Raw genomic sequence first — 21,855 nt, forward strand, 5'->3', positions numbered from 1 at the left:
GATAGGCATTTCCTATCAATCCACGGAATAACGATATTGATAACCCATGTAATTCTGGCGATACCTTGCTTAAGAAAATAGGGGGTTATCCAAATGGCCGATGCGCAAACCATTGAAATAATGCAAGGTATTCTTGCTCGCCATGCGAAGCAGGAAGGGCCGTTACTGCCGATTTTGCATTCTGTGCAGGCGGAATATGGATTCATCCCCGCAGATGTGGTGCAGATTATTGCCGATCACCTGAACATTACGCGCGCCGAAGTGCACGGTGTGATCTCGTTCTACCACGATTTCCGCGATGCGCCTGCGGGTAAACACGTCATCAAGATTTGCCGCGCTGAGGCGTGCCAGTCCGTTGGCGCGAACGCGCTGTCAGACCGGGCATTGGAAAAGCTCGGCGTTGAGTGGGGCGGCACGACGACAAATGGTGCTGTGACGATTGAAGCGGTCTATTGTCTTGGTCTTTGTGCCTGCGCCCCTGCGGCGATGGTGGACGGTAAGGTCATTGGGCGGGTTGATGGTGCAAAGCTCGACAAACTCTTGGCGGAGGCAGGCGCATGAAGATTTACGTCCCCCTTGATAGTGCGGCGAAAGCCGTTGGCGCGGATGACGTTGCAGAAGCGATCCTGAGCGAGGCAAAGACGCGCGGGCTAGACGTTGAAGTCATCCGCAACGGCACGCGTGGCATGATCTGGCTTGAGCCTCTGGTTGAAATTGAAACAGAAAAAGGCCGTGTCGGTTACGGCACGGTTGATGTGGCAGACGTACCGGCATTGCTGGATGGTAAGCTGGAGAGCCTTGGTCTGGTCGAAGAATTGGACTGGATGAAGGGCCAAACACGCCTGACGTTCCAACGTTGTGGTGTAACGGACCCGCTGTCGCTGGCCGATTATGAGGCCCACGGCGGCCTCACAGGTTTGCGCAATGCAATCGCGATGACACCTGCTGGCATCGTTGAGGAAGTCACCAACTCCGGTCTGCGTGGCCGTGGCGGGGCGGGGTTCCCAACTGGTATCAAGTGGAACACGGTTCTGGGGGCGCAGGCCGATCAGAAATACATCGTCTGCAATGCGGACGAGGGCGATAGCGGCACCTTTGCGGATCGCATGATCATGGAAGGTGACCCCTTCACCCTGATTGAGGGTATGATCATCGCTGGCCTCGCGGTGGAAGCGACGCAAGGCTACGTCTATCTGCGCTCAGAATACCCTGATGCCATTGATATCATGGAAAAAGCTGTCGTTTTGGCGCGCGGTGCTGGCATGTTGGGGGCGGATATTCTTGGCTCGGGTCGGGCGTTTGATATGGAAATCCGCGTCGGTGCAGGGGCTTATGTTTGCGGAGAAGAAACCTCGCTTTTGAACTCGCTTGAGGGCAAGCGAGGCGTGGTTCGCGCCAAGCCGCCTCTACCAGCGTTGGAAGGATTCCTTGGCAAGCCAACCGTGGTCAATAACGTCATTTCATTGGCCACCGTGCCTGTGGTTATGGAAAAGGGTGCTGCGCATTACGCGGACTTCGGGCTTGGTCGATCCAAGGGCACCATGCCAATCCAGATTGCGGGTAACGTCAAATTTGGCGGCTTGTATGAAACGGCTTTTGGCCTGCCTCTGGGCGATCTGATCGACAAAGTCGCAGGAGGCACCCTGTCAGGGCGTCCGGTTAAGGCTGTGCAGGTCGGTGGGCCGCTGGGCGCTTACATGCCGCGATCAAAGTTCGATACGCCGTTTGCCTATGAAGAATTCGACGGGCAGGGCGGGTTGATCGGTCATGCTGGCGTCGTTGTGTTTGATGACAGTGCTAACATGCTTGGCATGGCCCGTTTCGCGATGGAATTTTGCGCCGTTGAAAGTTGTGGTAAGTGTACACCATGCCGCATTGGTGCCGTGCGCGGCGTTGAAACGATTGATCGCATCGGCAAGGGCGACACATCAGCGATTGAGCTGCTGGAAGACCTTTGTGAAACCATGAAAGAGGGCTCGCTTTGTGCGTTGGGTGGTTTCACGCCGTTCCCAGTCATGAGCGCATTGCAGAATTTCCCAGACGACTTTGCCACCAAGAAGGAGGCCGCCGAATGAAAGATTTCATAATCCCGACAAGCAAAGACATGGACATGGGCACGCCCGCGTCCAAATCTACGGAAATGGTCACGCTGACAATCGACGGTTTTGATGTGACTGTGCCCGAGGGCACATCCGTAATGCGTGCCTCTGCCGAGGCCGGCATTCAGGTGCCAAAACTGTGTGCAACGGACAGTGTCGAGGCGTTCGGGTCCTGTCGTTTGTGTGTCGTTGAAATCGAAGGGCGACGCGGTACGCCTGCGTCCTGCACCACACCGGTTACGCCGGGCATGGTTGTAAAAACCCAAAGCTCAAAGGTGAAAAAGATCCGCAAAGGCGTGATGGAGCTTTATATCTCGGATCACCCGCTGGATTGCCTGACCTGTGCGGCGAACGGTGACTGCGAATTGCAAGACATGGCCGGAATGGTGGGTTTGCGCGATGTCCGCTACGAGGCCGTCGCAAACCATTTTGAGGCGCGTGACAATTCAGGTGACGTAAACACCCAGTTCATCCCGAAGGACGACTCCAACCCGTATTTCACCTATGATCCTGCCAAATGCATCGTGTGTTCGCGTTGCGTGCGGGCCTGCGAAGAAGTGCAGGGGACATTCGCCCTGACGATTGAAGGCATGGGTTTCAATTCCCGTGTGTCTGCCGGAGCAGCGGGCGATGATTTCCTAAGCTCTGATTGCGTGTCTTGTGGTGCCTGCGTGCAGGCCTGCCCAACGGCGACGCTACAGGAAAAATCCGTGATCGAAATGGGCACGCCAGAGCGTTCCGTTATCACCACCTGCGCCTATTGCGGTGTCGGCTGCTCCTTTAAGGCCGAGCTGAATGGCGATGAGCTGGTGCGTATGGTTCCCTATAAACACGGGGAAGCCAACCGTGGCCATTCTTGTGTGAAGGGTCGTTTTGCATGGGGCTATGCCAACCATTCGGATCGTATCCTGAACCCAATGATCCGCGATAAGATCACCGATCCGTGGAAAGAAGTCAGCTGGGATGAAGCGATTTCATACACCGCCAAACGCCTGCGCGATCTACAAGCCAAGCACGGTGTGAAGTCCATCGGTGGCATCACGTCTAGTCGCTGCACGAACGAAGAAACCTACCTTGTTCAAAAGATGATCCGCTCGACCTTTGGCAATAACAACACAGACACCTGCGCGCGTGTTTGTCATTCGCCCACTGGCTACGGGTTGAAGACAACGTTTGGGACATCCGCTGGTACGCAGAACTTTGATTCCGTTGAGGAAACCGATGTTGTCATCATCATTGGCGCCAACCCGACAGACGGCCACCCCGTGTTCGCCAGCCGCTTGAAGAAGCGCCTGCGTCAAGGGGCGAAGCTGATCGTGATCGACCCACGCCGTACGGATATTGTGAAATCCGCACACATCGAGGCACAGCACCACCTGCCGCTGCTTCCGGGTACAAACGTTGCCGTCATGTCATCCATCGCGCATGTGATCGTGACCGAAGGTTTGATGGACGAAGAGTTCATCCGCACCCGCTGTGATTGGGACGAGTTCGCGCATTACGCCGAATTCATCTCCGACCCGCGCCATGCGCCCGAAGCAACAGCGATGCTGACTGGCGTTGATCCGCAAGAACTGCGTGCAGCCGCGAAACTGTTCGCAACGGGTGGCAACGGCTCCATCTACTACGGCCTCGGCGTGACGGAACACTCCCAAGGATCCACCACGGTTATGGCCATCGCAAACCTCGCGATGATGACCGGTAACTTGGGCAAAAACGGCGTTGGCGTGAACCCGCTGCGCGGCCAGAACAACGTGCAAGGTGCCTGTGATATGGGATCCTTCCCGCACGAACTACCCGGCTACCGCCACGTGTCCGACGACGCCACGCGCGAAGTGTTTGAGGCAATCTGGGGCGGCAAGATCGACCCAGAACCCGGCCTGCGTATCCCCAACATGCTCGACGCCGCCGTCGATGGCACATTCAAGGGCCTCTATTGCCAAGGCGAAGACATTCTTCAGTCTGATCCTGATACAAAACACGTGCAAGCGGGCCTTGCGGCGATGGAATGCGTCATCGTGCACGACTTGTTCCTGAACGAGACCGCGAACTACGCCCACGTCTTCTTGCCGGGGTCCACGTTCCTAGAAAAGGACGGCACATTCACCAACGCCGAACGCCGCATCAATCGCGTGCGCAAGGTTATGGCGCCAAAGAATGGCTATGCGGATTGGGAAATCACCATGATGTTGGCCAACGCGATGGACGCAGGCTGGACCTACACTCACCCGAGCCAAGTGATGGACGAAATCGCGGCCACCACACCGGGTTTTGCCAATGTGAGCTACGAAATGCTGGAAACACGTGGCTCCGTTCAGTGGCCGTGCAACGACGACAAGCCTGATGGTTCGCCCATCATGCATATCGACGGATTTGCACGCGGCAAGGGGCAATTCATCATCACCGAATACGTCGCAACCGATGAAAAGACCGGCCCACGCTTCCCGCTTCTCCTCACAACGGGGCGTACTTTGTCGCAATACAACGTGGGCGCACAAACACGACGCACCGACAACGTTGTTTGGCATGAGGAAGACGTGCTCGAAATCCATCCACATGACGCCGAAGTACGTGGCGTGCGCGATGGTCAGTTCGTGCGCCTCGCCTCGCGTGCTGGGGAAACGCAATTGCGCGCCAAGATCACCGATCGCGTGTCGACGGGCGTGGTTTACACAACCTTCCACCACCCCGACACACAGGCCAACGTTATCACCACGGATTATTCCGACTGGGCCACAAACTGCCCTGAATACAAGGTGACAGCGGTGCAAGTGGCCCTGTCCAATGGGCCATCCGAATGGCAAGAAGACTATAACGCACAGGCCGCGCAATCGCGCCGCATCCTACCGGCGGCCGAATGAGCCCGAGCCGGGCAGGCATTGGCGCCCGCGCGACCAGCGCTCACGTTGTGAGCAACGGCCGCGCTGTGACGGCCTCCCGAAGCCTGCCCGAAGAGGTGCCCGTGGCATTGGTCTACAACGGCACGACCCAAGCGGTGATGATGGCCACGCCCTGTGATCTGGAAGATTTCGGGCGCGGTTTTACACGCACCGAAGGCTGGGGCGAGGTCGACAGCGTTGAAGTCGTCCCCCATGAAAACGGTGTCGAAGTCCAAATGTGGCTGCCCGAAGATCGGGCCGAGGCGCTGGCGTCGCGACGCCGCGCAATGTCGGGGCCTGTGGGGTGCGGGCTTTGCGGCATCGACAGCCTCGATCAGGCCGTGCGGGACGTGCACGCAGTTGAAGCAAACCTAACGCTAACCCCAGAAAACATCGCCAAAGCCATGCGCAGCTTGCGGGCAGGGCAAGCCTTACACGATAAAACCCGCGCCGTGCATGGTGCAGGTTTTTATATCCCAGATCAGGGACTTGCGGAAATCCGCGAAGATGTTGGCCGTCACAACGCGCTGGACAAACTCATCGGCGCTACACCCGATTGCAGCCTTGGCGCGATCACGCTGACCTCTCGTGTGTCCGTTGAAATGGTGCAAAAATCTGCGATGGCTGGAGCGCCTGTAATCCTAGCCGTATCCGCCCCGACAACCCTCGCGGTGGCCACGGCTGAGGCGGCAAGCATCACACTCGTCGCCCTCGCACGCGATGAAACCTTTGAAATATTCACCCATCCGCACCGCATCTTGGTGCAACCTTCCCAATCCAATGAGGCCCCCGATGTCGCCTGAAAAAATGACCCGAATGGCAAATCAAATTGCTACTTTCTTCGAAAGCCAGCCCGATGCTGACAAAGCAGGAAGTGTTGCAGCACATCTAAAAGAGTTTTGGGAACCACGCATGCTGGAAAAACTCGCCACACACATCCAAAGCGGCGGCGAAGGCCTCAGCCCGCTGGCCCTAGAAGCGAGCAAACGCGTCACAGCCTAACCTTCACTTTGCCTCTGTTACAAAAATATCCTCGGGGGTGAATGGCCTTTGGCCAGAGGGGGCGGACAGCCCCCTGACCACGCCCGCCGCAGGCGCAAACCCGAACCGTTGCCGCAAAAAGGTCAGGGTTTCCTCGCTTGTTTGCCACGCGTCGCCACCATAATCTGGTGGTTAACAGGCAATGCAGGCGGATCATGATCGGGCCCATCCTCAAATCGCTTCGGCGTGAATACATGGACGTGACACTGCGCAACGGGCGCGAGCGTATCGTACGTATCATGGAACGTCCTGGCCGTTGGATGTCAGAAGCTCAACTCAACGCCCTCACGACTGACCTGCGCACAATTGCCGCGAAAACCCTGAACGAAGGAAACCTTACCTACGGTGTCTTTTCAGGGGACCGCGATCGTATGCGCGACACCATAATAACTCTGGTAACGCTTAAAGACGGAACGCCAATCGCCTTCAATGCGCTTGCGGTCATGACCCTTGAGACGAAACCCGAACCCGTAGATGTGCTGCACCTCGGACTTGTCATGGTCGACCCTGATCAGCGCTCCGGTGGCCTGTCATGGGTACTCTATGGTCTCACGTGTTTCCTGCTATTTGTCCGTAACCAGTTTCGCCCTTTGTGGATTTCAAATGTCACGCAGGTTCCCGCGGTCGTTGGCATGGTTTCCGAAATGTTTTCAGATGTTTGGCCCAAACCAAATGCAGAGCGGCGAACACTAAACCACCTCCTGATGGCACGCCGAATTATGGGCAATCATCGCCATGTTTTTGGTGTTGGTCAGGATGCAGAGTTCGACGAAACGCGCTTTGTCATCGCCAACGCCTACACAGGCGGTTCAGATGACCTAAAGAAGACGTGGGGTGAGGCTCCCAAGCACCGCGATGACGCTTTCAACGACTTCTGTGTAGCTGAATTGGACTACGTGCGTGGTGATGATGTTCTACAGCTCGGCCGGATGGATCTCCCCGCGATCCGTCGCTACCTGACACGCGAAGTCCCACGAACCGCGGTTATAGGGGTTTTGTCCACTGCGATCTTCGTTGCACTTCGCCGCCTGATCCTACCCGTGCTGTATTGGTCAGACAGTTCGCGGCAATTTTCGATCTTACGGCCCGCAAAAGGGGATCGCGATGTTTGAGTATTCCGAATTCACAACGCGAAACATCGGGTTTGTCACTCAAGCCGAGCAAGAAAAGCTGCGCGATGCGACCGTGTTTGTGTGCGGAACAGGCGGCATGGGTGGTGCCTGTATTCTTGGTCTTGTTCGGGCAGGGGTCGGCAAACTGATCATCGCAGACCTTGATGAGTTTGAGGTCAGCAACCTCAACCGGCAGGTCTTTGCGTTTGATCATACGATAGATCGACACAAGGCCGAGGCAACGGCAGATATTGCGCGCCAGATTAATCCGGAAATCGAGGTTGAAGTTCATCACGGCGATTGGACGGATAAGGTTGATACGCTCATTCAACGCTCGGTCATTGTCGTGAATGGCACTGATGATCTTGGGGCCTCGTTGCTGCTCTACCGCCGCGCGCGGGCCTTGGGGAAGTCCGTGATTGATGCCTACGCGTCGCCGCTTCCATCAGTCTATGTTACGGCCCCGACGGATAAATCCCATGAAGAAAGATTGGGTTATCCTACGGTGGGAACGGATTGGGATAAGGTTACGGACGATCAGCGAAGCCAAGCTTTTCTCATGGAATCTGAATGGGTTGTGATTCATTCTTCATCTCGAAACTACATTGATCTAGACATCGTTGGGGACGTGGTCGCTGGCAAGAGATCACGAATGTCTTTCGCGCCAATGGTCATCACGACCGGCCAATTGATGTGCTATGAAGTTGTAAACGCCGTTCTGGGACGCCCGCATGGAACCGACAACCGCGGTTACTTTTTCAATCCTTATAAAGCGCGCGCAGAACGTCCGAAGCCAGCGATTGTTGCAGCGATAATGCGCCCCCTCGTTCGTAAGTTTTTGAATGGGCTGATGAAATGACTTTGGCCGCCTCTGACACTGGAAACTTGTTTCTGTCGCTTGCGGCGCTTGCGGGGTTGCTCATCTTGCAGTCTGTGATCGGTGCGAGAGATCCTTGGGCGCCGTTGAACCGCCGCTTTCTGCTGGGCTTGCGCGCGATGGCTATGCTGTTCGCAGGTCGCGCGTTGCTGGTTTTGACCGGATGGGAATTTTTCCGATTTTTCATACTGCTAGGAGCAACTCTTATCCCACTTTCGGTTCTTCTTTTGGCCGAAGGATTGCTGCGCAGGCATGCACCACAAGGGGTCAAATACTGGGTTATGGGCGGCACAGTGGTGTTCTCAGTTCTCTCTTTCTGGTGGTCAAACAGTATCGATCCACCGAGGCTCATTGGGCTTTTGGCGTTCCAACTCAGCGGGTTTTTTATCGGTGCATGGCTCGTTCTGACGCGCGACAAGGCGAGCCTGACAGTTGCTGAAAACCAAACCGTTGAAAGATTAGCCCTTTCGCTATTCCTTTTGGTTCCCTTCGCCGCCGCTGATTTCCTCATGGTCTACTTGGATCTTCCGGCTCAGATTTCGCCGTTGGGCGTTCTTTTCCTTTGCTGGCTTGCCGTTTCGCTAGGGCGCTCGCAATCCCAACATCGGGCGCCTTTGGTTTCGTTCTTTGCCATCGTTTTGGGGGCGGGGCTTTCGGGTTTCGTTATCGCGCAGATGGCAGGCATGGATAAAGACGCGACAATCCTGACGCTGTCAGTGATCCTCGCAGCTGTTTTGGTCGCCGTGCTGTTCATTGAGGCACAAACACTTCGGACCGAAGAACAGTCGCAAACGCTTCTGCGTCATCTGGCTGAAGATCGATCGCGCGATGCACTTGGGTTCTTGCGGGGGCTACAGGTCCATCCATTGGTTGAAGGCGCCGCCTTAATCGAGGCTCCACAACTAAGCGATCTTGATACAAACGTGTTGACGCACATCTTCAAGGTCCGGCCAGTGCTACGCCGCGCTGATCCGCCGTTTACGGATGGGGCGGAGGGCGATCACATCATTCATTTGTTTAAGATGTTTAACGCGAGCCATATCTTGTTGGCTGACGATGCACCGATCACATTGGTCGCGTTGTCTATGCCCGCATTGGCAACATCGCCACGTGCGGAACTTGAATTGGCCGCTGTTCAGCGCATGGCACGCCTGATGTCGAAAGCAAAGTCATGATAACACAAGAGGTTTTTGAACGTTGTGTGATGCGGGCTGCACTGGCCCCAACAGTCCATAACACGCAGCCCGCCCGATGGGTGCGTGACGAAAACGTGCTGTCCTTGTTCTGCGATACCAATGTTGGGCTTACCATTGGTGACCCGACGGGACAGGACGCGGCGTTGTCGTGCGGTGCGGTGCTTGAGGCCATGATACTGGCGCTGTCCGCAGACGACCTATCAGCGGACATAACGTTAACCGGCAATGATACCGCGCCCAATCAAGGGTTGGTGGCCGTCGCGCATTTAGAATTGAAGTCTGGGACGCAAGACGGGTTGCACGAGCAGCTTGAGAACCGTTTTACATGGCGTGGCCGATTTGCACGCGAGCCGGTTAAGCTGTTTGGCTGGACGAGAGCGGATGCAAGGTTTGTCATGGATGACCCAGGTCGCGCTTGGCTGGCGGAGCGAAATGACTGGGCCAGTTTGCAGATTATGCAGCAGGGCGGCTTTCGCAAGGAACTTGTAGATTGGATGCGGTTAAGCGACACGCACCCACGAGCGGGCCTTGATGGGATGGACCGCGCATCAATGCAAATGAGCGAAAGCGAAGCGCGTTTAGCGCCATTTGCCTTGGTGAAATTCTGGAGTTTCTTGAACATGTTTGGCGTCACAAGGCGGCTGACTGCCGAAGCCGAGGTGACATTAACTGCGCCACTTATTGCTTTGTTTAATATTGATAATAGTGAGAACCAAGTCGACGCTGGACGGGCCTATTTACGCATGTGCCTTGAGGCATCACTGCTGGGGTTAGCCGGATGGCCGATGGCTTCTTTGTCCGACAACCCATCAACCAATGCACAAGTTTGTGAGCGCTTTGGAATCGGGGCAGATCGCCGTTTGGTTCAGGTCATTCGCTTCGGAGAACCAACGGGTGACGCACCACGACGTGCACGACGCCCGCTTAGCGAAGTGATCCGCTAATCCACTGGCAAGCCACTGGGAACGCTGTCAGGACGACCCATTGGGCGGTCATCCGCGGTGGCACCTGTTAACGCGTTCAGAAACGCTTCTAAATCAGCGACTTCTGCGTCACTCAACGCAACCGGATGAATGTCGAGCACCGCCGCTTGCCGCGCCATTTCACGGGTGTCTTGGCGGATCGCGAAGTCTACGCCTCTAAATCGCGGTGCGTTAGGTAGGGCCGCCATATCGGTGGTCCATGCAGCACGCGTGCTGACAGGATCAGCATGGTGGCGGATCATATCAGCCAACGTCGGGTAGGCCCCGTTGTGTCCATAAGGCGCGGTGAGGGCGACGTTGCGCAGCGATGGCGTTCTGAAGCGGTAAGCGTCTGATAGCAGGTCCGTTTCACCCATTCGGCCAACGTCGCGGGGCATCTTGTCGAAGGTCCGCGTGCGGCCGGGTCCAAAGGCTGGCAGGCCAAGGGCGTGAAAGCTTTGGTCCGTGAACAAGGGGCCGGAATGGCAGGACGCACAACGGGCCTCACCAAAGAACAGCGCCCGCCCGCGTTCGGCGCTTTCTGGTAGGGGCGTTCCGGTAAGCCAGGCATCATATGGGCTATCGTAGCTGCGCCACTCGGTGGTGATGAAAGCGGCCAAGGCGTTTCCGACTTCGACGATTGAAATATCCAGTGGTTCTTCAACAGTATCAAAGGCTTCAAGGAACAAGTTCACGTATGTTTCGTTCGCCCTGACACGCGCCGCAACGATTGGCCAAGCTGCGTCGATACGGTCATGGGTGGCACCGGCAATGTCGTTTTCACCGGGGTTCCCGGCCATCTCGAACTGGGCTGTCAGCGGGAACAGGGCTTGGGCGGCGACGATGTTGTCGAGGCCATGGGGGAGCCATTCTTCGGCGGGTGAATCAAACCCGTTTCCGAATTGGTCAGAGACCTCAAGACGCCCATCGTGAAACAGCACGTCAACCGAATTATGTCCAATATTCCAAAGACCTGGCGCGTTTCGGGGAATGCGTTTGCGGATGTCCCCGACAAAGCGTTCTTCGCCAAGTCCAATACCGCCTTCACCAATCCCAAGTGATAACCCATCGCCGCCTGCAAGGTCGTGATGATGGCATGTTCCGCAGGATATGTTCCTGTTTCCGCTCAATATTTTGTCATAGAAAAGCAGTTGCCCAATCCGCGCTTGCGCTGGGTCGGCATCCACGAAATCATCTAAGGTGATCGGGTCAGCCTGCGCCGCGCCAAGGCCCAGAAAACAAAGGAAAATCACGATATGGTTTCTGTATGGTTTCGATATGGTTCGGGTATGGCTCATGCAGTCATCTTGGCTGTTGGGCTGGCCGTGGCAAGCCCCATGTCGGCTGCCGACTTGGAAGACGCGCGGGATTTGATGGAAGCGGGCGAATTCGAAGCAGCGCGTGAACAGTTCGAAGTTCTCGCGCGGTCCGGAAATGCGGATGCTGAAGAGCTGATTGGCGTGATGTATGCCCTTGGCCTTGGCGTTGAGCAGGACGATGAACGCGCCTTTGAATGGTATCTGCGGGCGTCGATGAAGGGGCACCCCGGTGCGCAGTCAGGGATTGGCTGGTATTACGAGCTTGGGCGCGGGATCGAAGCACCGGATTTGGTGCGTGCGTACATGTGGTACGCGCTGTCCGCGATTGGCGGCGACGTGGATGCGCCAGACTCGCTCGAGGAACTGACGCCGCGCATGACGTCCGAGCAACGCGCCCGTGCAGAAGTTTTGGTGGATGACTACAAGGTCTGGATGTACCCGTTCCGGTGAGGGGGGAATGATCGAAGGCAGCTATGCGGACAGAGCCGACATCCGCTTTTCGCGCTTCGCTGACGCAGCATTCCCTCGCGCTTGCGGCGTGCGTTTTTTTGACACAGCGGCGGATTTCCCGTTTGCGGTCATTCAAAGGCACAGATTTGAGCAGCTTCCAAACAGCACCTAAGCTGCTTTGTGCCGATAGTGTTGAAAAACTCGGGTTTTGGGGGAATTCGAGGATTTTATTCGTCGCTCAGGCCGATTGGTCGGCTTTGGCGAGGGGGGGCGCCCAAGTCCGAAAAACTGCGCTGCTGAGTCCCCTCAGCCTCTCTGGATGGCAATCCAAACTGACTTTCGCAGATCCTGCGATTCTGCCCGAAAAACACGACCTTCCGATTGAGGCGTTTTTCAAAAAAATCTGCCCGAACTCGAAGTTCGCCGGACACAGTGAGCTCTTGCTGCAGATGCGCGAATGGCTTGTGTGGATGGCTCCTACGTAGCAGGACATATTTGATCAGGGTCCGACGTCAGCGCTTGTTGAACAGATTTAGACAATGGAGGACTTCTGGTTCATCTTTTCAATTGGGAGATAGAGATGACGAAGAGGCCGAGCACATCGAAAGACGCCGCCGACAAGGTGGTAGAGAGCATCCGGCGCACGCATGAAAATTCTATGAAGAGCTTTGCTTAATGCGCGGATATGCTTCCATCGCGTTCTTGTAGGAAAATTGCTCTTGAACACGGTCGATCTGACCAATTGACTGGAAAACCTCATGCCATTGTTCATAGCTGGATGCGAGATTGACCACAGGCCAGTCACTTCCAAACATGACGCGGTCAGGGCCAAAAGCTTTGCGAACATGCTCGACATATGGCGTCAGATCTTCGGACACCCAATCCTCGCGGGATTCGGTCACCAGGCCTGAGAGTTTGCAAAACACATTCGGAAAGCCGGCAAGTTCTGTAATCTGCGAGGCCCAGGGCTCGAACGTGTAGTTGCGGATTTCTGGCTTAGCACAGTGATCAATCACCACTCTCAGGTCGGGGTATCGGGCCAAGAAAGTTTTCAGGTGATCAAGATGACGCGGCATGACCAGCGCATCGAAGGTTAGATTGTGGTTGATCATGGCGGCGACCGCGGGGCGCAATGTGTCGCGCAACATCCATGTATCGTCCTCAATATTCTGAATCATTGGCCGCAACCCAACAAGTTTGGGATGCTGCGCCAATCTTTCGATACTGGCGACGGCGGATTGCGCCTCCAGATCGACCCAGCCGACAACACCGATGATCCAGTGATAGTGAACCGTGAGCGAGAGCAGAAAATCGGTTTCGGCTTCGCTGTCGGCAGCTTGCACGGCAATCGTCCCGTCGATACCGCAGGCCTTCAACATGGGTTCAAGATCTTCAGGCAGGAAATCGCGATAGAGTGGCCCAAAGTCCGGCGTCAGCCAGCCATAATCACCTCGGTCAAGCTTCCAGAAATGCTGGTGCGTGTCGATCTTCATGATGTGGCCTCGAAAAAGGGGGCGGACGTTGGAACAGGTGCATCGGGGTGCAACAAGTCCCGGTTTCTTAGGTCCTGCCAAAACTCTTCAGGAATCGTCCGCGTGACCCAGTCAGTTGTGTCTGCAAGCTCTTTGGGATTGCGCAAGCCGGGGATGACCGAGCACACCACGTCGTGCCCCAGCGGGAATTGCAGCGCGGCGGCGGGCAGTGGGACGTCAAAGCCCAGGCATACGTCCGAGAGGTCGCGGACGCGTTGCAGAATGTGCTCAGGGGCCGCGCCATAGTTCCATGTGTCGCCACCCACCAGAATGCCGGAATTGAACGGACCACCTACGACAACGGAAATACTCTTGGCAGCGCATTTCGGAAACAAATCATCCAGCGGGCCTTGCTCTAGCAGGGTATAGCGTCCCGCCAGCAGGAAGACGTCCCAATCGCCGATCTCTAATGCAGCAAGACAGGCTTCGGTCTCATTCACCCCAAGCCCGATTGCTTTCACGCGCCCCGAGCTGCGAAGCTCATCCAGAGCGCGATAGCCGCTGGTCGCCAGATCCTTGAAATGGCCATGGTTTTCGGCGCCGTGGGTCATCTCTCCGATGTCATGCACATAAAGAATGTCGATCCGATCAAGACCAAGTCGCTGAAGAGAGTCCTCAAAGGACCGCATGATCCCATCATAGCTATAGTCGTAGACCGGATGAAACGGGAGCGCATCGGGCCAGCCCATCGCTGCCGAATCAGGAAGAGCGCCGGGGGCAAGCAACCTGCCGACTTTGGTCGAAAGCTGGTAGGTTTGCCCGCGCAGCTGATCCCCGACGCGGCGTTCTGATCGGCCAAAGCCATAGAACGGCGCGGTATCAACATAGCTCATCCCGTCAGCCAGAGCGTTTGTGAGGGCTTCGGCGGCTTGGGCTTCATCAACGGCGTCAAACAGCCCCCCCAAAGGGGCCGCGCCAAAGCCAAGTGTCGGTAGGCGGAGAGAGGTTTGGGCGACTCGCCGTGTGGTAAGCTTCATGGCGTCAGGTCTTTCTCAAATGGGTTCGTTCCGCCGTAGAGCGCAGTCAGCTCATTGGCCAACGTCCGGTAAATCTCGACGACCTCATCTATGGGCGGGACAACAAGATCATCGACGCGCTCAAGGTAGGGACAGCTGAGGACAGCAACCACCTGCCCCGAGGGGTTAAAGACGGGGAAAGCAAGGTTGGTGACTCCGACCGCAGTAGCCGAGGGCATCTTTTCGTATCCGGCGGTCCGGATACGGGCCAGATGTCCATCAAACTCTGCCCGGACGACTTCGGGCTCTCCGACGGCACGCCTGTGACGGGCAATCAGATCGTCAATCTCTTCGGGTGTGCGGAACGCAGCCAGCACACGGCCAGTCCCTGTGTTCCAAAGCCCGACAACCGTTCCGGTCTTAAGTGCGAGCCCCCAGTTTCCCGGTGATTCAGCGGTGGCGACAATCACGATGTCTCCGTTGCTTTCCATACCCATGTGACAGGACTGCCAGGCTTTGCGGGTCAGGGAACGCATGCGCGGCAAAGCAGCTTCGATCACGCGGCCGATGGGGGGATGGCGTTGGCTGATCGAGAACATTTTGAGGCTGAGCGAGTAGTGATCACCCGACGCGGACCGAATGACATAGCCACGCCGGACCAGTGTCGACAGCATCCGGTAAATTTCGTTCGGTGAGCGATCAAGCGACTTTGCCAGCTCTCTTTGCGTCAGGCCCTCTCCGTGGTTGGCCAGCAACTCAATGATGTCCAAGCCCTTTTCCAGAGCGGGGGCGCGATACTTGTCGCTGGCGTCGTCCATTGGTGTTCTTTCCTACGTTCGGGTCTCAGCCAGTCTCGCGAACTCGCCAGTATTGTCAAGCTTGATTTATGTGTGAATAAATGTTTTACATACGAATATCGCCACAGAGAAGCAGGCGGAAATATCATCGCACCATGGGAGGAAACGATGAAAAGAATGAATATTTTAAAGGCTTTGCTTGCCAGCACCTCGATTGTAGCGGCTGCTGATTCGGCGATGGCTCAGGATTGGGGCAGCTTCGACGGCGTTACGATCGAAGCAAAACTCATCGGGGGTGAGCAGTATGAAGGGCTCTACGCTCGCATCGCCGAGTGGGAAGCAGCGACCGGTGCAACCGTCGATATCATCTCCAAGAAGAGCCACTTCGAGATTGATAAAGAGATCAAGTCGGATATGGCCGCTGGCACCACCGATTGGTGCGTTGGGTCGAACCACTCGTCTTTCGCACCTCAGTATGAGGGCCTTTACGTTGACCTGAACGATCTGGTTCCGGCCGAAGTGATTGCCGAATTTGTTCCCGGCATTATTGGTGCATCTACCGTGGGTGGCGAACTGCTGATGCTGCCACGTGCGCAATTTGACGTGTCAGTTTTGTACTACCTGAAATCCAACTACGAAGATGCCGAGCAAGCTGCGGCCTTTGAGGCTGAATATGGTTACCCGTTGACGGTTCCTGATACGTGGGAGCAGGTCAAAGATCAGGCAATGTTCTTTGCGGATCCTCCGAACTTCTACGGCACACAATACGCGGGTAAGGACGAAGCAATCGTTGGCCGTTTCTACGAAATGGTTGTCGCCGAAGGTGGTAATTATCTGGACGAAGACAACCGCCCGATCTTCAACTCCGACGCTGGGCAGCGCGCTCTGCAATGGTTTGTTGATCTTTACGAAGCAGGCGCGGTTCCTGCGGGTACTACCAGCTACGTCTGGGACGACCTTGGTCAGGGCTTTGCAAGTGGCACGGTTGCATTGAACCTCGATTGGCCGGGTTGGGCAGGTTTCTTCAACGATCCCGAGGCCTCTCAGGCCGCTGGTAACGTTGGCGTCGCTGTGCAGCCAATGGGGTCCGTAACACGCACCGGTTGGTCCGGTCATCACGGTTTCTCTGTGACCAATGATTGTGAAAACAAAGACGCAGCGGCATCGCTTGTGATGTTCCTGACGAGCGAAGAAAGCCAGTTGGCCGAATCCGCCGGTGGGTCTTTGCCAACACGCACAGCCGTCTGGGAGGCCAACATTGCGGCAGCAGAAGCCGGAGACGATCCATTCCGTGCTGAAGCTTTGGCCGCCTTTGCTGCGGGCGCTGAATACGCCTTTGCAGTCCCAGCGATCCCTGAGTGGGGTGAGAGCACTAACCTTGTGTTCCCTGAGCTGCAAGCTGCCATTGTCGGTGACAAAACAGTTGAAGAAGCGCTCAATGACGCCGCTGAGGCTGTTGATGAACTGATGCGCGAGTCTGGTTATTACTAACTAGACTTCGCTGTTCGGGGGCGACCTTCGTCGCCCCCGATATATTCCTCAGATTACCCAAAAGGTGAACTATGCTTCGTCGCCGCTTCCCCGAGTGGTTTGTTCTGCTGTTGCCTGCGATCATCGTGATCGCCGCAGTCGTTCTTATCCCGCTTATCTTCTCCCTCTATTCAAGCTTTACCCCTTATAAGCTGACACGCCCGTCCACGCTTTGGACGTGGGTTGGTACCTACAATTACGAAAAGATCCTGACGGATGCGAAGTTCTGGGCCGCCTTTGGGCGCACGGTTCTTTTCCTCACAATTGTGTTGAACCTGGAGTTGGTCTTGGGTCTCGGGATCGCGCTTTTGATGAACAAGGTCACATGGGGTCAGCGCACTTTGCGTACAATTCTGATGTTCCCGATGATGTTCTCGCCCATCCTTGTCGGGTTCCAGTTCAAATTCATATTCAACGACAACATCGGTCTGGTGAATAACGCACTACAGTCGATGGGGTTCAATGTTGCGCTGCCGTGGTTGGTAGACGGAAAACTGGCAATGTTCTCGATTATCTTCGCCGAGGTCTGGATGAGCACTTCGGTGTTCGCGATCCTGATCCTTGCTGGATTGTTCGCAATGCCGCGTGATCCACTGGAGGCCGCGAAAGTTGATGGATGCACCCCATGGCAATCCTTCCGCCACATCACTTTGCCGTTCCTGATGCCATTCATTTTCATCGCAATGACAATCCGCAGCCTGGACGTCGCGCGCGCCTACGACATCGTCCAAATCATGACCGGCGGTGGCCCTGCGCGCCGTACCGAACTGCTGTGGACCTTGATGAGCCGCACTGGCTATGTCGATGCCCGCATGGGTCTAGCCAACGCGATGGGCTACGTCTCGATCCTCTTGTCCATCGTCTTCACGATCTACTTCTTCCATAAACTTAGCGCCGCACGCGCCCAAATTGGCATGGGGGGGTAGAAACATGGATCGCAATCAAACTCATCGCAACCGCAAACGCGCCCTCAAGACACTGCATTTCATCGCCTTGTTTGCGACAATGTCGGTCATCTGCATACCGGGTCTCTGGATTGTGCTGAACTCGTTCCGCCCCACCGTCGAGATCATGGCGAAGCCACCGATTTGGACACCAACTTTCACGCTCGACCACTACCGCGCCATGTTTAGTGGCGCAGGTGAGGGTGGTGTGCCGGTGTTCAGCTACTTTCGAAACTCTCTGATTGTTTCGGTCGTTTCAACGGCAATCGCCATTCTGATCGGCATGTCCGGCGGCTATGCATTTGCCCGCTATCGCTTTAAGGGCAAAGCTGGGTATTTCGTTGGCCTGATGCTGTTTCGTGCGGTGCCCGGTGTGGCTTTGTCGCTGCCTCTGTTCATCGTCTTTGCAAAAGTCGGGATCATCGACACCCATTTTGGGCTGATCCTTGTCTACGTCGCCCTGAACGTCCCCTTTACAATCTGGCTGACGGACGGGTTTTTCCGTCAGATACCAAAGGAGTTGCATGAAGCCGCAGAAATCGACGGCTGCACCCGCTGGCAAGCGTTTTGGAAGGTTGAATTCCCTGTTGCGCGCTCAGGAGTCGCATCAGCCGCGATCTTTGCCTTCCTAACGTCGTGGAATGAATTCGCTTTGGCCTCGCAACTGACCCGCTCAGTCGGCTCCAAAACAATGCCCGTGGGCCTGTTGGACTTCACCGCGGAATTCACAATCAATTGGGGAGGCATGTGCGCCCTGGCGGTCCTAATGATCGTTCCCGCACTGATCCTCACCTTCATCGTTCAGAAACACCTGATTGCCGGCCTCACGTTCGGCGGTGTCAAAGGATAAGATAATGACCGAAGTTAACCTTTCAAAAGTCGTCAAATTCTACGGAAAGCATCGTGCCGTGCATGGCATTGACCTGGCTATACATGACGGTGAATTCGTCGTGCTGGTTGGTCCATCAGGGTGTGGCAAGTCCACGACGTTGCGGATGATCGCAGGCCTTGAGGATATCTCAGACGGCGAAGTCAGTATCGGAGGGCGGGTTGTAAATGACCTCCCCCCCCGAGAGCGCAATATCTCAATGGTGTTCCAAAACTACGCGCTCTACCCGCATATGACCGTTCGGGAAAACCTTGGTTTCTCATTGAAAGTTGCCAAGAAGGAAGAGACGGAAATTGAAAAGGCCGTGGACGAAGCTGCCGGCATTCTGGGCCTCGATGAGTTGATGGAGCGCAAGCCTGCTGAACTCTCTGGTGGTCAACGTCAGCGTGTTGCGATGGGCCGCGCCATTGTGCGCCATCCCGATGTCTTTTTGTTCGATGAACCGTTGTCCAATCTTGACGCCAAGTTGCGTACGCAGATGCGCGTTGAGATTAAGAAGTTGCACCAGAAAGTCGGCAATACGATCATCTACGTGACCCATGATCAAGTTGAGGCGATGACGCTGGCTGACCGGATTGTGTTGATGCAAGATGGGTACATCGTGCAGGTTGGAACGCCGCTCGAATTGTTTAACGCACCTGTAAACACGTTTGTCGCGTCCTTTATCGGCTCACCGCCAATGAACCTGATCGACGGCACGGTTTCAGGCACGGACACGATCAAACTGGCTGGAGGGCTTGACGTCCCGGTGCCTGCCGCCGCGCGTGGGCAGGTGACGGACGGCCAGAAAGTGCAGTTTGGGTTCCGCGCTGATAACCTGATGCCTGAGGGTCACGCGGTTCAAGAAGAAGGTGAGAAAGCCAATCTTGAGCTGACCGTAACCCTGACCGAGCCGTTGGGCACAGAAACAGTCCTGTTTACCGACATTGCCGGAACTGAGGTGCAGGCGAAGATGCTCAACCCGCGCCCTGTGCGCCCCGGTGAAGTGCTGAAATTCCGCCTGATGCTGGACAAGTGCCACGTCTTCGACGCGAACACGACCGAAGCAATCCGAGGTTAAAACATGACGAAAATCATTCGGATAGAATTGCAGATGATCGACCTTGTGCCCAAGGTGAAGCGGGTCGACGCCATACAGTCATTTGTTAGCCAAGAAACCCCCATGGTCACGATTTATGACAGCGATGGGGCCGTTGGAACCGGCTACAGTTATACCATCGGCACAGGTGGACCGTCGGTTATGGCGCTGTTGGAACATACGCTCGCGCCTGCACTGATTGGGCGCGATCCAGATCGTATCAATGGGATATGGCGTGACCTTCGGCGCATGACCAATGCCACCGCAGTGGGCGCAATCACATCGCTTGCACTGGCTGCGGTTGACACTGCTCTATGGGATCTGAAGTGCAAAAAGGCAGGTCTGCCTTTGTGGAAAGCCGCCGGCGGAAGCCGCGACCGTGTCCCGCTTTACACCACCGAAGGCGGCTGGCTGCATCTGGAAACGCAGGCGCTGGTCGATGATGCGCTGGAAATGCAGGCCAAAGGCTTCAAGGGGTCCAAGATCAAGATCGGCCGTGACCATGTCAGCGAGGATGCGGCGCGCCTTGGCGCCGTGCGCTCAGCTGTTGGCGATGGGTATGAGATCATGACGGACGCCAATCAGAGCTTCACCCTTTCCGAAGCAATCCGGCGCGCACCGATGCTTGAGGAACATGGTATCGGATGGTTCGAAGAGCCGTTGCCCGCAGATGATGTCGCAAGCCACGCAGCGCTGGCCCGGCACACCTCGGTCCCGATTGCCGTGGGCGAAAGCATGTATTCGTTAAGCCAGTTCAAAGACTATTTGCATGCAGGCGCAGCAAGTATCGTGCAGGTCGATGTAGCACGGGTTGGCGGCATCACGCCCTGGCTGAAGGTCGCGCATTTGGCCGAGGCCTTTAACATCATGGTTTGCCCGCATTTCCTGATGGAATTGCACCTGCCACTAGTGTGCGCGGTGTCGAATGCCAAATGGCTGGAGTATATTCCGCAGCTGGACAGCGTGACGACGCAAGCTATGCAAATCTCGGATGGCTACGCAGTGCCGTCGGATGAACCCGGCCTTGGAATTCGTTGGGATCACGAGGCCATTGCCCACAAATCGCTGATGTCCAAAACGATCACCGAGGGATCATGATGCAACGCATGGGGATGCTCATCGGTGTCAAACCCGACAAGATCGACGAATATAAGCGGCTGCATGCCGCCGCCTGGCCTCATGTGTTGGCTCAAATCAAAGGCAGCAACATTCAGAACTACACAATTTTCCTTCGTGAGCCTGAGAATTTGTTGTTCGGCTACTGGGAATATCATGGCACGGATTTTGAGGGTGATATGACCCGCATGGCCGAAGACCCGAAAACACGGGAATGGTGGACGCACACCGACCCCTGCCAGTCCCCGCTCGCGACGCGTGCAGAGGGCGAGCAGTGGTCGATGATGGAAGAAGTATTTCACACGGATTGAGAGACATGACAGAGAAACAGGGCCGTTTGGCCAGAAAAAAGACACTGATCACGGCCGCTGGCCAAGGCATCGGGCGCACCACAGCAGAGCTTTGGGCCGCTGAGGGCGCGCAGGTTATTGCCAGCGACATCAACGACGCCGCGCTGGCGGAACTGGACGCGATTGATGGGGTTACTGCCCTGAAGCTTGATGTGACCGACGCAGGCGCGGTTCAGGCGGCGGTGGCTGACATGGGCGCGCTGGACGTGCTGTTCAACTGCGCGGGCTATGTCGCCAACGGCTCGATCCTTGAATGCGCCGAAAAAGACTGGGATTTCAGCTTCGATCTGAACGTCAAAGCGATGTATCGGCTGATCAAGCTGACGCTTCCGGCCATGCTGGACAATGGCAGCGGGTCCATCATCAACATGTCCTCGGTCGCCTCTTCAATAAAAGGCGTGCCCAATCGCTTTGCGTATTGTGCATCCAAGGCGGCTGTCATCGGCATGACCAAATCCGTCGCCGCCGATTACGTGACCCGCGGCATTCGCTGTAATGCGATTTGTCCCGGCACGGTTGACAGCCCGTCAATGCATGGGCGGCTGCGGGCAACAGGTGACTATGAAAAGGCCCTGTCCGATTTTATCGCCCGTCAGCCCATGGGCCGCATCGGCACGCCCGAAGAAATCGCCGCTTTGGCCCTTTACCTCGCCAGCGACGACAGCGCTTTTACGACCGGCCAAACGCACGCCATCGACGGCGGCTGGTCCATCTAATAATCCTCAAGG

At 56.1% G+C, this 21,855-nt stretch carries 21 protein-coding genes; 17 read left to right on the forward strand and 4 right to left on the reverse strand.

The annotated features are described in order from the left end of the window. Window positions 1–93 precede the first annotated feature (93 nt). The 9 genes from OCA8868_RS08480 (at window position 94) to OCA8868_RS08520 (ending at window position 10,148) form a co-directional block, all read left to right on the forward strand. Entirely contained in the window at window positions 94–561 is a 468-nt protein-coding gene (locus tag OCA8868_RS08480) for a formate dehydrogenase subunit gamma (RefSeq protein ID WP_093996107.1), read from the forward strand. Continuing rightward, window positions 558–2,075, forward strand: a complete 1,518-nt coding sequence (locus OCA8868_RS08485; protein WP_093996108.1) for a formate dehydrogenase beta subunit — start codon at window positions 558–560, stop codon at window positions 2,073–2,075. Before OCA8868_RS08480 ends, OCA8868_RS08485 begins: the two co-directional genes overlap by 4 nt. Then, window positions 2,072–4,960 (forward strand): formate dehydrogenase subunit alpha, encoded by a 2,889-nt coding sequence (gene fdhF / locus OCA8868_RS08490; protein WP_093996109.1) that lies wholly within the window; start codon window positions 2,072–2,074, stop codon window positions 4,958–4,960. Before OCA8868_RS08485 ends, fdhF begins: the two co-directional genes overlap by 4 nt. Continuing rightward, window positions 4,957–5,781, forward strand: a complete 825-nt coding sequence (fdhD, locus tag OCA8868_RS08495) for a formate dehydrogenase accessory sulfurtransferase FdhD (protein WP_093996110.1) — start codon at window positions 4,957–4,959, stop codon at window positions 5,779–5,781. Before fdhF ends, fdhD begins: the two co-directional genes overlap by 4 nt. Continuing rightward, window positions 5,771–5,980: a formate dehydrogenase subunit delta gene (locus tag OCA8868_RS08500; protein ID WP_093996111.1), complete on the forward strand. Its 210-nt coding sequence runs from the start codon at window positions 5,771–5,773 to the stop codon at window positions 5,978–5,980. The genes fdhD and OCA8868_RS08500 overlap by 11 nt, the downstream gene beginning before the upstream one ends. Before the next feature lie 194 nt (window positions 5,981–6,174). Further along, window positions 6,175–7,131, forward strand: coding sequence for a hypothetical protein (locus tag OCA8868_RS08505; protein ID WP_093996112.1), 957 nt, complete (start codon window positions 6,175–6,177; stop codon window positions 7,129–7,131). Beyond that, window positions 7,124–7,990 (forward strand): ThiF family adenylyltransferase, encoded by an 867-nt coding sequence (locus OCA8868_RS08510; protein WP_093996113.1) that lies wholly within the window; start codon window positions 7,124–7,126, stop codon window positions 7,988–7,990. Before OCA8868_RS08505 ends, OCA8868_RS08510 begins: the two co-directional genes overlap by 8 nt. Further along, window positions 7,987–9,183, forward strand: coding sequence for a hypothetical protein (locus tag OCA8868_RS08515; RefSeq protein WP_093996114.1), 1,197 nt, complete (start codon window positions 7,987–7,989; stop codon window positions 9,181–9,183). The genes OCA8868_RS08510 and OCA8868_RS08515 overlap by 4 nt, the downstream gene beginning before the upstream one ends. After that, the gene (locus tag OCA8868_RS08520) at window positions 9,180–10,148 is read left to right on the forward strand and encodes a hypothetical protein (RefSeq protein WP_093996115.1); all 969 of its coding nucleotides are present in this window, start codon (window positions 9,180–9,182) and stop codon (window positions 10,146–10,148) included. The genes OCA8868_RS08515 and OCA8868_RS08520 overlap by 4 nt, the downstream gene beginning before the upstream one ends. Here the strand turns inward: OCA8868_RS08520 and OCA8868_RS08525 are convergent. Continuing rightward, on the reverse strand, window positions 10,145–11,464 hold the full coding sequence (locus OCA8868_RS08525) for a cytochrome-c peroxidase (protein ID WP_093996116.1): 1,320 nt from the start codon (window positions 11,462–11,464) through the stop codon (window positions 10,145–10,147). The two genes, OCA8868_RS08520 and OCA8868_RS08525, sit on opposite strands and share 4 nt — an antisense overlap. Here OCA8868_RS08525 and OCA8868_RS08530 point away from each other — a divergent pair. Further along, complete coding sequence (locus OCA8868_RS08530) at window positions 11,456–11,935, forward strand: tetratricopeptide repeat protein (protein ID WP_093996217.1); 480 nt, start codon at window positions 11,456–11,458, stop codon at window positions 11,933–11,935. The two genes, OCA8868_RS08525 and OCA8868_RS08530, sit on opposite strands and share 9 nt — an antisense overlap. Window positions 11,936–12,591: 656 nt before the next feature. Here the strand turns inward: OCA8868_RS08530 and OCA8868_RS08540 are convergent. The 3 genes from OCA8868_RS08540 to OCA8868_RS08550 are packed head-to-tail and all read right to left on the reverse strand — an operon-like array spanning window position 12,592 to window position 15,241. Next, complete coding sequence (locus OCA8868_RS08540) at window positions 12,592–13,428, reverse strand: amidohydrolase family protein (protein ID WP_093996118.1); 837 nt, start codon at window positions 13,426–13,428, stop codon at window positions 12,592–12,594. After that, the gene (locus OCA8868_RS08545) at window positions 13,425–14,444 is read right to left on the reverse strand and encodes an aldo/keto reductase (protein ID WP_093996119.1); all 1,020 of its coding nucleotides are present in this window, start codon (window positions 14,442–14,444) and stop codon (window positions 13,425–13,427) included. The genes OCA8868_RS08540 and OCA8868_RS08545 overlap by 4 nt, the downstream gene beginning before the upstream one ends. Then, complete coding sequence (locus OCA8868_RS08550; RefSeq protein ID WP_093996120.1) at window positions 14,441–15,241, reverse strand: IclR family transcriptional regulator; 801 nt, start codon at window positions 15,239–15,241, stop codon at window positions 14,441–14,443. Before OCA8868_RS08550 ends, OCA8868_RS08545 begins: the two co-directional genes overlap by 4 nt. 147 nt (window positions 15,242–15,388) lie before the next feature. Here OCA8868_RS08550 and OCA8868_RS08555 point away from each other — a divergent pair, with 147 nt between their 5' ends. The 7 genes from OCA8868_RS08555 to OCA8868_RS08585 all read left to right on the forward strand — a co-directional run bounded on the left by OCA8868_RS08555 (window position 15,389) and on the right by OCA8868_RS08585 (window position 21,843). After that, window positions 15,389–16,711: an ABC transporter substrate-binding protein gene (locus OCA8868_RS08555; RefSeq protein ID WP_218822675.1), complete on the forward strand. Its 1,323-nt coding sequence runs from the start codon at window positions 15,389–15,391 to the stop codon at window positions 16,709–16,711. Window positions 16,712–16,782: 71 nt separating this feature from the next. Further along, window positions 16,783–17,676, forward strand: coding sequence for a carbohydrate ABC transporter permease (locus OCA8868_RS08560; protein WP_093996122.1), 894 nt, complete (start codon window positions 16,783–16,785; stop codon window positions 17,674–17,676). A 4-nt stretch (window positions 17,677–17,680) separates the two neighbouring features. Further along, the gene (locus tag OCA8868_RS08565) at window positions 17,681–18,544 is read left to right on the forward strand and encodes a carbohydrate ABC transporter permease (protein WP_093996123.1); all 864 of its coding nucleotides are present in this window, start codon (window positions 17,681–17,683) and stop codon (window positions 18,542–18,544) included. Window positions 18,545–18,548: 4 nt separating this feature from the next. Next, window positions 18,549–19,643 carry an ABC transporter ATP-binding protein gene (locus OCA8868_RS08570; RefSeq protein ID WP_093996124.1) on the forward strand — a complete coding sequence of 365 codons (1,095 nt, stop codon included), beginning with the start codon at window positions 18,549–18,551 and terminating at the stop codon, window positions 19,641–19,643. A gap of 3 nt (window positions 19,644–19,646) precedes the next feature. Continuing rightward, on the forward strand, window positions 19,647–20,759 hold the full coding sequence (locus tag OCA8868_RS08575) for a mandelate racemase/muconate lactonizing enzyme family protein (RefSeq protein WP_093996125.1): 1,113 nt from the start codon (window positions 19,647–19,649) through the stop codon (window positions 20,757–20,759). Further along, window positions 20,756–21,088: an L-rhamnose mutarotase gene (locus OCA8868_RS08580; protein WP_245848121.1), complete on the forward strand. Its 333-nt coding sequence runs from the start codon at window positions 20,756–20,758 to the stop codon at window positions 21,086–21,088. The genes OCA8868_RS08575 and OCA8868_RS08580 overlap by 4 nt, the downstream gene beginning before the upstream one ends. Before the next feature lie 5 nt (window positions 21,089–21,093). Next, window positions 21,094–21,843 (forward strand): SDR family oxidoreductase, encoded by a 750-nt coding sequence (locus OCA8868_RS08585; protein ID WP_093996126.1) that lies wholly within the window; start codon window positions 21,094–21,096, stop codon window positions 21,841–21,843. Window positions 21,844–21,855: the final 12 nt, after the last annotated feature.

Source organism: Octadecabacter ascidiaceicola (assembly GCF_900185015.1).
GTDB classification, from domain to species: domain Bacteria; phylum Pseudomonadota; class Alphaproteobacteria; order Rhodobacterales; family Rhodobacteraceae; genus Octadecabacter; species Octadecabacter ascidiaceicola.

Bases quoted from the DNA above. Each gene is read 5' to 3' on its own strand.
- OCA8868_RS08480 (WP_093996107.1), top strand. From the start codon at position 94: ATGGCCGATGCGCAAACCATTGAAATAATGCAAGGTATTCTTGCTCGC.
- OCA8868_RS08485 (WP_093996108.1), top strand. From the start codon at position 558: ATGAAGATTTACGTCCCCCTTGATAGTGCGGCGAAAGCCGTTGGCGCG.
- fdhF (WP_093996109.1), top strand. From the start codon at position 2,072: ATGAAAGATTTCATAATCCCGACAAGCAAAGACATGGACATGGGCACG.
- fdhD (WP_093996110.1), top strand. From the start codon at position 4,957: ATGAGCCCGAGCCGGGCAGGCATTGGCGCCCGCGCGACCAGCGCTCAC.
- OCA8868_RS08500 (WP_093996111.1), top strand. From the start codon at position 5,771: ATGTCGCCTGAAAAAATGACCCGAATGGCAAATCAAATTGCTACTTTC.
- OCA8868_RS08505 (WP_093996112.1), top strand. From the start codon at position 6,175: ATGATCGGGCCCATCCTCAAATCGCTTCGGCGTGAATACATGGACGTG.
- OCA8868_RS08510 (WP_093996113.1), top strand. From the start codon at position 7,124: ATGTTTGAGTATTCCGAATTCACAACGCGAAACATCGGGTTTGTCACT.
- OCA8868_RS08515 (WP_093996114.1), top strand. From the start codon at position 7,987: ATGACTTTGGCCGCCTCTGACACTGGAAACTTGTTTCTGTCGCTTGCG.
- OCA8868_RS08520 (WP_093996115.1), top strand. From the start codon at position 9,180: ATGATAACACAAGAGGTTTTTGAACGTTGTGTGATGCGGGCTGCACTG.
- OCA8868_RS08530 (WP_093996217.1), top strand. From the start codon at position 11,456: ATGGCTCATGCAGTCATCTTGGCTGTTGGGCTGGCCGTGGCAAGCCCC.
- OCA8868_RS08525 (WP_093996116.1), bottom strand. From the start codon at position 11,464: ATGAGCCATACCCGAACCATATCGAAACCATACAGAAACCATATCGTG.
- OCA8868_RS08540 (WP_093996118.1), bottom strand. From the start codon at position 13,428: ATGAAGATCGACACGCACCAGCATTTCTGGAAGCTTGACCGAGGTGAT.
- OCA8868_RS08545 (WP_093996119.1), bottom strand. From the start codon at position 14,444: ATGAAGCTTACCACACGGCGAGTCGCCCAAACCTCTCTCCGCCTACCG.
- OCA8868_RS08550 (WP_093996120.1), bottom strand. From the start codon at position 15,241: ATGGACGACGCCAGCGACAAGTATCGCGCCCCCGCTCTGGAAAAGGGC.
- OCA8868_RS08555 (WP_218822675.1), top strand. From the start codon at position 15,389: ATGAAAAGAATGAATATTTTAAAGGCTTTGCTTGCCAGCACCTCGATT.
- OCA8868_RS08560 (WP_093996122.1), top strand. From the start codon at position 16,783: ATGCTTCGTCGCCGCTTCCCCGAGTGGTTTGTTCTGCTGTTGCCTGCG.
- OCA8868_RS08565 (WP_093996123.1), top strand. From the start codon at position 17,681: ATGGATCGCAATCAAACTCATCGCAACCGCAAACGCGCCCTCAAGACA.
- OCA8868_RS08570 (WP_093996124.1), top strand. From the start codon at position 18,549: ATGACCGAAGTTAACCTTTCAAAAGTCGTCAAATTCTACGGAAAGCAT.
- OCA8868_RS08575 (WP_093996125.1), top strand. From the start codon at position 19,647: ATGACGAAAATCATTCGGATAGAATTGCAGATGATCGACCTTGTGCCC.
- OCA8868_RS08580 (WP_245848121.1), top strand. From the start codon at position 20,756: ATGATGCAACGCATGGGGATGCTCATCGGTGTCAAACCCGACAAGATC.
- OCA8868_RS08585 (WP_093996126.1), top strand. From the start codon at position 21,094: ATGACAGAGAAACAGGGCCGTTTGGCCAGAAAAAAGACACTGATCACG.